The sequence below is a fragment of the Paenibacillus sp. 11B genome (assembly GCF_030487755.1).
Taxonomy (GTDB): Bacteria; Bacillota; Bacilli; order Paenibacillales; family Paenibacillaceae; genus Paenibacillus; species Paenibacillus vandeheii.
Window position 1 is genome coordinate 1234271 of the sequence record NZ_JAUKNS010000001.1, and the last position, 13141, is coordinate 1247411.

The 13141-nt window shown below is 48.8% G+C and carries 10 protein-coding genes; all 10 read right to left on the reverse strand.

From position 1 onward, the window contains the following. Positions 1-231 precede the first annotated feature (231 nt). The 10 genes from Q0V21_RS05490 to Q0V21_RS05535 all read right to left on the reverse strand — a co-directional run bounded on the left by Q0V21_RS05490 (position 232) and on the right by Q0V21_RS05535 (position 13074). Positions 232-999, reverse strand: coding sequence for a cell division protein FtsQ/DivIB (locus Q0V21_RS05490; RefSeq protein WP_301877908.1), 768 nt, complete (start codon positions 997-999; stop codon positions 232-234). Positions 1000-1057: 58 nt separating this feature from the next. Continuing rightward, positions 1058-2341 (reverse strand): UDP-N-acetylglucosamine 1-carboxyvinyltransferase, encoded by a 1284-nt coding sequence (murA, locus tag Q0V21_RS05495; protein WP_079349612.1) that lies wholly within the window; start codon positions 2339-2341, stop codon positions 1058-1060. 17 nt (positions 2342-2358) lie between these two features. Next, the gene (murB, locus tag Q0V21_RS05500; RefSeq protein WP_301877909.1) at positions 2359-3264 is read right to left on the reverse strand and encodes a UDP-N-acetylmuramate dehydrogenase; all 906 of its coding nucleotides are present in this window, start codon (positions 3262-3264) and stop codon (positions 2359-2361) included. 148 nt (positions 3265-3412) lie between these two features. Beyond that, positions 3413-4522 (reverse strand): undecaprenyldiphospho-muramoylpentapeptide beta-N-acetylglucosaminyltransferase, encoded by a 1110-nt coding sequence (gene murG, locus Q0V21_RS05505; protein ID WP_301877911.1) that lies wholly within the window; start codon positions 4520-4522, stop codon positions 3413-3415. Between the two features lie 7 nt (positions 4523-4529). Beyond that, positions 4530-5627, reverse strand: a complete 1098-nt coding sequence (spoVE, locus tag Q0V21_RS05510) for a stage V sporulation protein E (protein WP_285078090.1) — start codon at positions 5625-5627, stop codon at positions 4530-4532. Between the two features lie 48 nt (positions 5628-5675). Continuing rightward, positions 5676-7097, reverse strand: a complete 1422-nt coding sequence (murD, locus tag Q0V21_RS05515; protein ID WP_301877912.1) for a UDP-N-acetylmuramoyl-L-alanine--D-glutamate ligase — start codon at positions 7095-7097, stop codon at positions 5676-5678. A 3-nt stretch (positions 7098-7100) separates the two neighbouring features. Next, the gene (gene mraY / locus Q0V21_RS05520) at positions 7101-8069 is read right to left on the reverse strand and encodes a phospho-N-acetylmuramoyl-pentapeptide-transferase (protein ID WP_024628420.1); all 969 of its coding nucleotides are present in this window, start codon (positions 8067-8069) and stop codon (positions 7101-7103) included. Positions 8070-8081: 12 nt separating this feature from the next. Further along, positions 8082-9494, reverse strand: a complete 1413-nt coding sequence (locus tag Q0V21_RS05525) for a UDP-N-acetylmuramoyl-tripeptide--D-alanyl-D-alanine ligase (protein WP_301878423.1) — start codon at positions 9492-9494, stop codon at positions 8082-8084. After that, on the reverse strand, positions 9494-10981 hold the full coding sequence (locus Q0V21_RS05530; protein ID WP_301877915.1) for a UDP-N-acetylmuramoyl-L-alanyl-D-glutamate--2,6-diaminopimelate ligase: 1488 nt from the start codon (positions 10979-10981) through the stop codon (positions 9494-9496). The genes Q0V21_RS05525 and Q0V21_RS05530 overlap by 1 nt, the downstream gene beginning before the upstream one ends. A 128-nt stretch (positions 10982-11109) precedes the next feature. Further along, on the reverse strand, positions 11110-13074 hold the full coding sequence (locus Q0V21_RS05535; RefSeq protein WP_079349618.1) for a stage V sporulation protein D: 1965 nt from the start codon (positions 13072-13074) through the stop codon (positions 11110-11112). Positions 13075-13141 lie beyond the last annotated feature (67 nt).

Below are 13141 nucleotides of genomic sequence, written 5' to 3' on the forward strand. Positions count from 1 at the left end.
ATATTCAACACACTTTAGGCTTTCCCTCTTTTTTCTACAATTTTTTTGGGTGCCAAGATCTGGTTGTGAGACATAAAACCTTGAAGAAAAAAGAAGGAGGCAACTTAGGTGCCATATTCAAGTGTATCATTTTTTCTTCGTCTCAGAAAGAACAACTTTCACTGGATAAGAGGGGCTAAACCCCGATCCCGCCTGGTTTTGAATGCAGCTTAACCGAATTAAAGGCGGAAATCAGGGAGTTGCTCCTGGTTCAGCATCTTCTTCCGGGTTATCCGGAATGAAAGGCACGTACGTATCGGCCTCCAGCATCGTGATTTTCCCTGGCCGTTCCGTCTCAATGACCTGGTTAAGATACTCTACCTTATCGGACAATAGAGAGACGGTTGTAATCACTTCAAACTGTGACTTGGTATACATCCGAATCTGATCCGGGAATGAAGGCGTAGGATTCGGAATAATCTCTGAAATATCCGTCGTTAGTTCATTCGGGATCTTGGCCAACGCTTCACTCAGCTTGGCCTTGAGCGGATCATCAGCCTTCCATTGGGTTAATATAGGTTTCTCTACGGCAACTCCAATGGTGGCAGGAACCGTTAAGCTTGTCCCGCTTGCCAGTATGGCTTTTAGCGTACCGTCAGAACCAAGTTCATACGCAACCGTTGGATATTCCTGCACCTTGATAAGAATAGTACCCGGAAATTGTTTATCCACAGTTACGGTTGATATAGCCTTGATCGTTTTCAGACGCTCGATCACATCCGCCGAGCTTATCCCAAAAAACTGTTCGCCCTCCTTCAGACCGCTTTTCTCCAGCAGTTCCGAAGTTGTTGTGTATACATTACCCGTAATCTCAATTGCCGAAATCCGACTCATCGAAGAACGAAAAAAAAGTACAGCAAGTAATACAATAAAAAGAAGTAAGAGAATAAAAACAATTTTACGGCTTGTGTTTCGTTTGGGCCGATTCTTCTTCAGAACCGGAATTTGGCTTTTAGGCATAGGTCGCGCTCCACAAAGCCTCCGGCCCCCTTCCCTTAAGAAGGGGACTCAAAGGACGTTAATTGGCAAAATCCAGCTGCTTCGAAACGGGGGACTGTCGCTCAACCGAAGCTCCCAAACTCTGAAAGAGCTTCTCGATACGATCGTACCCTCTATCAATATGATGCACTTGCTCCACAACCGTTTTTCCCTGGGCAGCAAGGCCAGCAATGACTAATGCTGCACCTGCACGCAGATCGGTTGCTTCCACTGTAGCCCCGTACAAACGGGGAACGCCACGGATAAATGCTGCATTCAGGTCTACCGAAATATCGGCACCCATGACATTCAGCTCATCCACATGTTTGAACCGACCCTCGAATACCGTTTCCTTCATCACACTAAAACCGTCTGCCAGACTGAGCAGCACCATAATTTGCGACTGCAGGTCTGTTGGGAATGAAGGATACGGAGAAGTCACAATGCGGTCTACTGATTTGGGACGGCTCATACAGCTCACCGTCATTATATCATTGCAGACTGTGATTTGAACACCAGTACGCTTCAACACATGTATAAGGGAAGTAAGATGAGCCGGATTGCAGTGTGTAAGCGTTACATTCCCTCTCGTTGCTGCGGCCGCAATCATCACCGTTCCAGCAACGATCCGATCCGGTATAATTTCATAAGAGCAAGGCTTGAGTTTCTCCACACCACTAATCGTAATCGTATCCGTTCCAGCACCGATAATTCGTGCACCCATCGCATTCAGAAAATGCTGCAGATCCTGTATTTCTGGTTCTCTGGCTGCATTAAATATCGTTGTTGTACCCTCAGCCGTAACGGCAGCCATCATAATATTTTCTGTGGCTCCTACGCTGGGGAAATCCAGATGAATATCTGTACCTACCAGCTTACGCCCACGGCAAATGATCTGCTGATCCAGCTCTTCAATCGAAGCTCCGAGCGCTTCCAGGCCCCGAAGGTGAAGATCAATTTTGCGTTCCCCGATAGCACAGCCACCTGGCTGGTATACAGATACTTGCCCAAACTTAGCCAGCAATGGTCCCATTAAAAAAATGGAAGAACGCATCTGTTTCATGAGATCCTCAGGCACATCATATGACCGGATGGACGACGTATCTATCGTCACTGTTCCCTGTTCATGCCGACACGTGCATCCAAGTCGTTCCAGGATATACAGCATCACTTCGATGTCCAGCAAGTGCGGAACGTTGTGCAGCGTAATTTCTCCGTCTGCCAACAAACTTGCGGCCATGATCGGTAAAGCTGCATTTTTTGCTCCATGGATGCGTATGGATCCTGAGAGGGGTTTCCCGCCTTCAATCACCAATTTGTCCAATGTATCACCTCCGGGGTTTACCGTTCACCCACTACGAAGACTTCCGGTACCAGGTTAATACCGTTTTGAGATGATATAGTGCTCTGAATCTGCTGCATTAGGGTGATAACGTCCTCTGCTGTTGCTTGGCCTGTATTGACAATGAAATTGGCATGCATGGTGGATACCTGTGCGCCTCCCTGAGTCTTACCCTTTAGCCCCGCTGCTTCAATCAGACGGGCGGCATGATCACCAGGTGGATTCCGGAATACACTGCCAGCACACGCCATCTGTAGTGGCTGTGTACGGCGCCTACGGTCTTTGTAAGCTGCCATTGATTCCGAAATGACTTTGCGTTCTCCCTGCTGAAGTGCAAATGTAGCCTCCAGCACGATGCCTCTCCGGTCATGCAGAACAGAGTGGCGATAAGCAAATTCCATGTCCTCCTTGCTGTAACGTACCAATTCCCCTGTCTCCAGTACAATCTCAGCGGATTGAAATATCCGTGACACATCCGATCCATGGGCACCAGCATTCATATATACGGCTCCCCCGACCGTTCCGGGGATGCCGCTGCCAAATTCCAAACCGGTCCACTCTTTTTTTGCAGCAACAACACTGAGTTTAACAAAGGAATGTGCCGCTCCGGCAGTTACCCCGCCCTCGTGAAACTCGGCATAATCAAAGCCTTCTCCCGGTTTCACAACAACTCCGCGTATTCCCTTGTCGGACACCAGCATGTTTGAACCCCGTCCAAGCTGCATCCATGGGATCTGATGCTTGTGCAGTAATTGGATGAGATTAACCATCTGCTCTTTGTTTTCCGGTATGACCAGCGCATCTGCAGGACCGCCGATCTTCCATGTGGTGTATTTGGCTAGCGGCTCGTTTTCAAGAACATTGCCGACATTGTTCTGGGATAGTAGCGATATCCACTGCTGCATATTAACATCCTCCTTTACTTCAAAACCAATGAGCACGGCAGTTTACATTGCTGCTGGCCGTGTTGCGTCGCCATGGAACGATTGTCACGATTTATAGGGTATCTTATGTCAGTCCCGCCGTGTGTGTGACAATCGCCCAAAACGCACTTTAACGCCCTGCAGCAAGACGCCGAATCTCGCTCACAAGTACCTCGGCTGCATCGGGTTTTCCCAGTTTCCTGGAGGCCTCTGCCATCCTTTTGCGCGCCGCTTCGTCATTCATAATTCCAGCAATCGCTTTATATAGCCCCTGGCCTGTCAGATCCTTCTCCAGCATCGTAACCGATGCGCCTCCACCCTCAAGCGTGCGGGAGTTTGCCTCCTGATGATTATTCGTCACGTTAGGTGACGGAATCAGGATGGATGGAATTCCGAGCGATGTGATCTCGGCAAGGAACGAAGCCCCAGCACGATTCACGATCAGCGATGTGCATGCAAGAACTTCGGGCATGTTGTGGACGTAGGGCAGCACATGCAGATGATTCGGCATCGTTCCAAGGGAGCTGCGGATCGCTTCACGCGTTTCGTCAAAATAAGAATCACCTGTTACGTAGACCACGTGCACATCTTCAAGCTTGGCCAGCATCGGTGCCATATCCACCATAGCTTTATTGATTGCCTTCGCACCACGGCTGCCACCAACCACAAGAACTACTCGGCTGTCCATAGGTACACCCAGTGTCGCGAATCCGCGATCACGGCTGGCTTGAGCTACCGTGGTAGCCCTTGGATTGCCGGTATACACAACCCTTTTGGCTCCAGAGAATGCTTTCTCCGAACCCTCAAAGCTAACTGCGACCGTATCCACATAACGTGTAAGGAACTTGTTGGTTAGTCCGGGAATGGCATTCTGTTCATGGATGACACTCGGAATACCGAGTTTGGCTGCCGCATACACGACAGGCCCACACACGTAGCCCCCCGTACCGATGACAACATCGGGTTTGAATTCCTTGAGCATTTTCTTGGCTTTGCGTACACCTTGCAGAAATCTCATTACCGTCTTCACGTTGTCAAAGGATAATTTCCGGCGAAAACCTGTAATATCAATCGATTGAAATGGAATATTCTCTTGTGGCACCAGTTTGCTTTCCAGTCCACGGGTACCACCGATATATAAAAATGTCGAGTCGGGATTCTCCGCCTCACATTGCCTTGCTATCGCAACGGCCGGATAGATATGTCCACCGGTACCGCCGCCGCTTAGAACGACTCGCATCGTACATTCACCTCGCATAACGGGATAAGTTCAATAATATGCCTAACGCTGTCAACATCAAGGTCAGAGATGAACCGCCATAACTGATGAGTGGGAGTGTAATCCCCGTAACCGGCATAAGCCCGATGACCACACCAATGTTGATAATGACCTGCACAGCGACCATACCCACAATGCCTACGCCCAGAAGGCTGCCAAAAGTATCCGGTATCGTCATCGCTACGCGCATCCCTCTCCACACCAGGACCAGGAACAGCAATAATACAATCATTCCACCAATGAAGCCAAGCTCTTCTGCCAAAATGGAAAAAATAAAATCCGTCTGTGGTTCGGGTACATAACTGTATTTTTGTCGACTCATACCCAGCCCCAAGCCCGCAAGTCCTCCAGGACCGATCGCATATAAAGATTGAATAATCTGATATCCTGCACCAAGTGGATCAGACCACGGGTCCAAAAAAGCCGTTATTCGCTGCAATCTGTACGGAGCTGCCGCAATCAGCCCGGCAAACCCTGCTACACCACCGAGGGCAAGCAGTAATAGATGCTTCATCCGTGCTCCTGCTGTGAAAATAATGAGCATTGAAGCACCCAGCATGACTGTGCCTGTCCCCAAATCGGGCTGAAGCATAATAATACCAAAGGCCAAACCAATCAGGCCGAGCGGTGGCAGAAGCCCCGTCGTAAACGTTTTGATTTTACCAGGCTCCTTGCTTAACCAATGAGCCAGAAACAGGATCATACCCAGTTTCATGAATTCTGAAGGTTGTATGCCGAATGAGCCAATGCCCAACCAGCTTCGTGCCCCTCCGCGAACCACTCCGATGCCAGGAATCAGCACCGCAATCAGCATTATAAAGCAGGCAATCAATATCGGCTTTGCATACTTTCTCCAGACCCGGTAGTCCACATTTGCCGTAACAAACATGGCAGCAAGTCCAAGTCCGGCGAACAACAGCTGTCTTTTGACAAAGTAAAATGAATCACCGTAGTCATGAAAAGCAAGCACCGAGCCCGCACTGTATACCATAATAATGCCGATGGCAAGCAATGCCAGAATACAAATTAGGAGCCAGAAATCCGGCGCCGGTCGCGTCTGTTTCATCAGGAGGCCACCCCTTGCATGGAAGTAGGGGCTTTTCCACCCCCCTACTTACAAGTTATGCGCCGCCTCTTTAAAAATGCGTCCCCGCTCTTCATAGGAAGCAAACATGTCCCAGCTTGCACACGCCGGTGATAACAAGACAACATCACCTGGAGCTGCAAACTGTGAAGCTTCCTGCACGGCAGCGGTTAACGTCCGGGCAGCGTCCTCCTCATTATCGACGACCTTAATTTGCTTTAATCCCGCCAGTTCCGCGACTTTGGCAATTTTCGCTCTTGTCTCTCCTAGAGCAACCACAGCTTTTACACGCTCCTGGAACAAGGGCAGCAGTTCCATCATGTCTGAACCACGATCCAGTCCTCCGGCAATGAGCACAACCGGTTCCTTGAATGAGTTCAGCGCCATTACAGTTGCCTTGGAATTGGTTGCTTTAGAATTGTTGTAATATTTGGCTCCATCATGTTCAAGTACATACTCAAGACGGTGTTCAACCCCCTTGAAATCAGCCAGAGGCGCAGCAAGCACAGACGGGTCGGCTCCAGCGGACACAGCAATAGCTACTGCTGCCAATGCATTTCCCACATTGAATCGTCCTGGGAGTCCGATGTCTTCCACATCAATAATGATATGATGGTTTCCCTGACCGTCTGCATAGATCACCTGGCGCTTCACGTCATCCTCTTCCCCATCCACGTATGGAGGATCAGCATATACCCCTGCTTCAAGCTTCTCTGTCAGCGAGAATGGGAGCAGTCTTGCTTTGATATAAGGAACCAGTCCACGGCATACTGGATCATCCCAGTTCAGGATAGCTACATCCTCCGGTTGCTGGTTGGAGAATAATTTGGATTTGGAAGCCACATAATCATCCATGTCCCCATGGTAATCCAAATGAGTCTCCGCTACGTTTAGCAGACTGGCAATGCGCGGACGGAAATCGGATGTGCCTTTCAGTTGGAAACTGCTAAGCTCCACCACCATCCAGTTATCCGCAGAAGCCTGCTCTGCCGCCTCACACAATGGTGTTCCAATATTACCGGCAACGATCGGTTTCAAGCCGGCATGCTCCAACATGTTGCCTACCCACGTTGTTGTAGTCGTTTTCCCATTAGACCCAGTGATTCCGATCATAGGTGCAGCGCATAAATGATATGCCACTTCCACCTCAGTCACCACTTCAATGCCTAAGGCAAGTGCCTGCTGCACAGGAGGCGCATGGTAAGGAATACCCGGATTTTTGACCACAAGCTTCACATCACTGTGAATCAGATCGTCCGGATGCCCCCCGCATACAACAGAAATTCCCAAAGCCTCCAATTCGGATGCTTCGGGACACTGTTCTCTCTCTTTTTTATCATTGACTGTAACTATTGCGCCGGCACGATCCAGCACTTTGGCGACCTGCACGCCGCTCTTGGCCAGTCCAAGCACGACGATTTGTTGCCCACGATATGTTTCCGGATGATTCATTGTCTACAACCCCTTGTTGAGATAAAGTCCAAGAGCGGCCAAAATGGCACCTACCGCCCAAAAAGTGATGACAACTCGCCATTCCGACCAGCCACTCAGTTCAAAGTGATGATGAATCGGACTCATTTTGAATACGCGTTTGCCACGAGTTTTGAAGGATACCACTTGGATAATAACAGACAGGATTTCGATGACGAAAATACCGCCAATGATGACAAAGAGAAGTTCTGTCTTCGTTACAATCGCAACGGCACCGATCGCACCACCAATTCCAAGTGATCCCGTATCTCCCATAAACACTTTGGCCGGGTGTGCGTTATATACCAGGAAGCCTAGTACCGCACCAATCATCGCCGCCGCACATACCGCTGCCGGCATAGATGTTGCCTGCATCGCTACAATGGCAAATGCCCCAAAAGCGATGGCACTCACGCCGGACAACAAGCCGTCCAGACCATCGGTAAAGTTGACTGCATTCGTGATGGCAAGCATCATGAATACGACAAACGGATAGTAGAACCATCCCGTCCAGTCGAAGGAGAAGGATGTACCTGGAATCGATATGGCTGTGCTGTGGCCGTTCTGAATCAGCAAGTAGCACATCACGGCACTGAAAAACAACTGACCAATCATCTTTTGTTTAGCGGTCAGCCCCAGTGAACGTTTGAATACAATCTTGATGTAATCATCCAGGAATCCGATCAGACCGAAACCGAGTGTAGCCACAAGCAGGACATAAAAGTCCGTATTTTTGACCGCTGAAAATTTCAAAAAGGCCAATGTGAACGCGAGTAAAATAACAACTCCGCCCATTGTAGGTGTTCCACTCTTTTTCAGATGGCTCTGTGGCCCATCTTCCCGAACCTGCTGTCCGAATTTCATTCGACGCAGCAATGGAATCAAGAGCGGTGCGGCGATCACCGCCAAAATAAATGAAACACCGATTGTTAACAGTAATACCTGAAAATCCATGGGTTCACCCCTCTAGTCTACTCTATTCTGTAATGGAGCTATTTTTAGCGCTTCGACCACATCTTCCAGCTTCATGCCCCGGGAGGCCTTAAACAAGACAACGTCTCTGGAATGAAGATTCTCCAGCAGATAATGAGTCAATTCTTCCTTGCTCTCAAAAGCGTGCACGGCTTCCGCTGGCATGTTTTGTCTTGCCCCTTCTGCAATACTCGCTGATAATGGGCCATAAGCCAGCACCATATTCATTTTATCGGGTGTGATGTATTCACCGATTCCCCGATGGAGCTCATGCTCCTGAGGCCCCAGTTCAAGCATGTCACCAAGCACGGCTACTTTGATCCGATACCCCTTAAGGCTCTCCAGCACATCCACAGCTGCTTTCATAGAAGTCGGACTGGCGTTGTAAGCATCATTGAGCATGGTCAAACCACTGACACCGTTAATAATCTCGATTCGCATGCCGGTTAATTTCAGACGTGACAGTCCTGCCACAATCTGCTCAGCGGCCACTCCGAAATGACGGGCAACCGCTAATGCAGCAAGACAGTTGACCACATTATGTGTCCCCAGTAATGGCATTGTAAGAGCAACTTCTCCAGACTGCTTGGTTGTAAAAGCGACCCCGCTCTGCGCATTCATGATTCCGGTAGGATAATCATCATTATCTGCCTGCAAGCCGAATGTATACCGCTGGAGCCCTTCAGGGAGCTTAGTGGCTGGCTCTGCCAGAACCTGCTCAATCAACGGTTCGTCTCCGTTATAGATCAGTAGCCCACCTGGTTTCATGCCAGCCGCAATTTCAACTTTGGCCCGAGCAATCTCCAATCGAGATCCCAGTTGAAGCAGATGGGATTCACCAATATTCGTGATGATCGCGACATCGGGCTGGGCGATTACAGATAACTCTTCGATCTCTCCTCGGCCACTCATGCCCATCTCCAGAATGACGATCTCCGTATCCGGCTCCATGCTTAGCACGGTGAGCGGGAGACCTATATGGTTATTGAAGTTGCCTTGAGTTTTATGCACTTTGAATGTGGTAGACAGAATGGCATCCACGATGTCCTTTGTTGTTGTTTTACCATTGCTGCCTGTAATGCCTACAACGGAGGCCTTGTTTTCTTTTAAATAGGAGGTCGCAAGCTCCTGCAAGGCAACAAGGGTATCCTCCACAATAATCACAGCACCTTGAGGTGCAGTTCCATGATCCTTTTGCCATAATGTCCCGGCAGCGCCCTTCTCTAAACAGGTTTGCACAAATTCATGTCCGTCAAACCTTTCGCCAACTAGCGGGATAAAGAGACTGCCTGGAACGGGCTTACGCGAATCTGTAAATACACCTTCAACACCAACATTACCATAAGCAGCAATGTCAATTAGTGTTCCTCCACACATCTCGGCCAATTGTGCCAATGTTCTTTTTATCAATTGGATTTGCCCCTTATCGCTTCTTTCGCTATGATCCGATCATCAAAGTCCGTTTTAGTTGTGCCGATAATCTGATAGGTTTCATGCCCCTTGCCCGCAATCAATACTACATCGGCAGGGCTTGCCATTTCAATAGCTTCATGAATCGCCTGGCGCCGATCCACAATCATGGTGTAACGGTCAGATTCAATGGCGTCTTCAATCAGGCCTTGTTCAATATCCTTGAGAATCAGATCGGGATCTTCTGTCCGCGGATTGTCGGAAGTGACAAATACAATATCACTATAGTTTGCTGCAATTTTGCCCATTAGAGGTCGCTTCGTACGATCTCGGTCACCACCGCAGCCAAATACACAGATCACACGTCCTTCAGCAAATTCCTTCACCGTCCGCAATACGTTCTCCAGGCCATCTGGAGTATGCGCATAGTCAACAATGACAGCAAACGACTGTCCTTCGTCAACAGCCTCAACACGTCCATCTACGCCAGGAACCGTCTCCAAGCTACGTTTGATCTCCTCCAGCGGAATGTCCTCAACCAGAGCAGCAGCGATGGCAGCCATTGCGTTGTACACATTGAATTTACCTACCATGCGTAAACGAATATCGGTGCTGCCTCTGAATGTGTCTACATGGAAAGAGGTACCCTGCGAAGTAATTGAAATTTGGGATGCGCGTACATCCGCATTGTCCTCCATGCCGTATGTAATTACTTCAGCTGCCGTTACAGATATAAAATAGTCTGCAGCGGGATCATCTGCGTTGATCACTGCAAATTTGCGTTTGGAAGCATCCGCAGTATATCCGTTACCCAATCTTGCAAAGAACAATCCTTTGGCTCCGCGATATTCTTCCATGGAATGATGGTAATCCAGATGATCCTGCGTCAGGTTGGTAAATACAGCCGTACGGAATTCCGTCCCTTTTACTCGACCTTGTTCCAAAGCGTGGGAGGAAACTTCCATTACACAACAGTCCGTGCCCGCTTGCACCATATCATTCAGACTGCGCTGTAAATCAAGTGCTTCCGGTGTAGTGCCTGACATCGGGTACGTACGCCCGTCATAACGCATTTGAATAGTCCCGATTAATCCTGTTTTTCGACCAAAATCACTCATGATTTTTTCAATTAAATAGGTAGTCGTTGTTTTCCCGTTGGTTCCCGTTACACCAATCATATTCATCTTGCGGCTTGGTGAGTCAAAAAAGGAATCCGCCAGTACAGCCATAGCGAAACGGCTGTCTTTTACAAGCAGCTGCGGTACAGGCAGATCCAGCTCTCGTTCCACAACCAGAGCGACAGCTCCAGCGTTTACGGCCTTCTCGGCATAATCATGTCCGTCAACCGTATGCCCCGGAAGACAGATAAACAGATCTCCCGGTTGTACCTGGCGAGAATCTGTCTGTAGGTTTTGACATTCTGTATTTGGTTCGCCAATGATACGGGCGGTTGTCAGCATTGATAAAAGTTGTTTTAAAAGCACATGAATAACCTCACTTTTTCCAAGTTTACTTCAATTTCAACAGTTCTGTATTCATTACTATCGTCAACACAGCCAATTAATGAAACGCAACTCCGTGCATTTTGTTGCGGTGGAGATCAAGAGCCCGATCAGGGCTCTTGTCCTTCCTCCTTGGTATGGTCATGGATATCATTCAGTACATCACCCATATAGATGCGTATGGTAGAACCCTGATCGACCCGTGCTCCTGGCTTTGGAGCCTGGTTAATGACATATTTTCCACTGCCGGATTTGGCCAGCATAAAATTCATATTCAGATCCTCATACAAGTCTTCGACCGTAGCTCCTGTCAGATCGGGAACCGTCACGATTTTCGTTTCTCCATACTTGTATTCTTTGGCTACCTGATCCTTCCGAACAGGAACATTCATATAATGCAATGCATCCTCCAGAATGTTCTGTACGATCGGTGCGGCAACCACGCCGCCGAACTGAATCCCTTTCGGGTTATCCACCGCAGTATAAACAACAATCTGCGGATCATCTGCCGGAGCAAAGCCAATAAAGGATACAATATGCTCGGTAGAGGAATAACGTCCATTAATTACTTTCTGGGCTGTACCCGTTTTGCCGCCAACCCGGTATCCATCAATAAACGCCGGACGTCCCGTACCCTTGGCAACTACACTCTCTAGCGCTTCACGTACTTGCTTGGACGTATCTTCCGAAATGACTTGACGAACCAGTTCCGGCTTGGCCTCTTCCATCACTTCACCCGTTTCCGGATGAACCCATGCCTTTGTAACATAAGGCTTGTATAGTTTACCACCATTAATGGCTGCTGACACAGCCGCTACTTGCTGAATCGGTGTAACCGAAACGCCTTGACCAAAAGCAGTTGTTGCAAGCTCAACAGGTCCGACCCGTGACAGTTTGAACAGAATCCCGCTGGCTTCACCGCTTAAATCGATGCCTGTTTTGGTCCCGAATCCAAAGTCTTTGATATAGGAGAATAGCGATTCTTTACCCAGTCTCTGACCCAGTGCAACAAATCCAGGGTTACAGGAGTTCTCCACGACTTGGAGGAAGGTTTGACTTCCATGGCCACCCTTTTTCCAGCAACGCAGGCGAGCGCCTCCAACTTCAACAAATCCGGGATCATAGAACTGATCCTGCGTCAGATTTACTTTCTTCTCTTCAAGTGCTGCTGCGAGCGTAATAATCTTAAACGTTGAACCGGGTTCGTACGTCATCCAGATCGGTAAGTTCCGGTTGTATACATCGGCCGGGTATTGCTGATAATCCGCTGGTTCATATCCGGGTCTACTGGCCATGCCAAGGATTTCACCCGTTTTGGGGTTCATTGCAATGGCAAGCGCCGAGTTGGCCTGGAACTTGACCATAGCCTGATCCAGCTCACGTTCCATGATGGACTGAATCGATTTATCAATAGTCAGCTTCAGGTTCAGACCGTCCTTCGGTTCCACATACTTCTCAGATGAGCCCGGCATTAGCCTTCCGGCCGCATCGGACAAGTAGGACACACTGCCATTTAAACCGTTCAGCTTATCATCATATCTTTTTTCTACACCCGTTAAGCCCTGATTATCAATGCCCGTAAAACCGAGAATATGCGCCGCCAAATCATCATAAGGATAAAAGCGTTTATTATCCTCAGCAACAACGATACCCGGAAGCTTCAAATCACGGATGTGCTGAGCTTTCTCCATCGTAATTTTGCGGCCACCGGGTTGTAGTCTTACAATCAGTTCTCTTTTTTTGATGGTTGCCAGCACTTTCTCTTCGGTCATCCCCAGCAAAGGAGCGAGTGCTCTTGCTGTTGTCTCTGCTTCCTTCACCTGGGCAGGAATCGCCATAATGGTCGGTGTAGTTATATTGTAGGCAAGAGAGGTTCCGTTTCGATCCAGGATCTCTCCCCTTTTGGCTGAATAAGGAATATTCCGCCGCCAAGACTCCTCCGCTTTCGCGGATAGTTCCGGTCCTTTTCCCAACTGTACATAAGCAAGCCTGATCACCAAGGCTGAGAATAACAGAACTAAAATCACTAAACTCCACAACAGCCTGCGCCGCAGATTTACGCTTGACCCCTTCACGAAAAGATCCCCCCACTCGTCCCAAAATCATGATTGTGTTCCATTCATGAATATTCAGGACAACCGG

What these genes read in the sequence shown, in the direction of transcription:
- Q0V21_RS05490 (WP_301877908.1), bottom strand. Translation starts at nt 999, where the DNA reads ATGCCTAAAAGCCAAATTCCGGTTCTGAAGAAGAATCGGCCCAAACGA.
- murB (WP_301877909.1), bottom strand. Translation starts at nt 3,264, where the DNA reads ATGCAGCAGTGGATATCGCTACTATCCCAGAACAATGTCGGCAATGTT.
- murG (WP_301877911.1), bottom strand. Translation starts at nt 4,522, where the DNA reads ATGCGAGTCGTTCTAAGCGGCGGCGGTACCGGTGGACATATCTATCCG.
- spoVE (WP_285078090.1), bottom strand. Translation starts at nt 5,627, where the DNA reads ATGAAACAGACGCGACCGGCGCCGGATTTCTGGCTCCTAATTTGTATT.
- murD (WP_301877912.1), bottom strand. Translation starts at nt 7,097, where the DNA reads ATGAATCATCCGGAAACATATCGTGGGCAACAAATCGTCGTGCTTGGA.
- mraY (WP_024628420.1), bottom strand. Translation starts at nt 8,069, where the DNA reads ATGGATTTTCAGGTATTACTGTTAACAATCGGTGTTTCATTTATTTTG.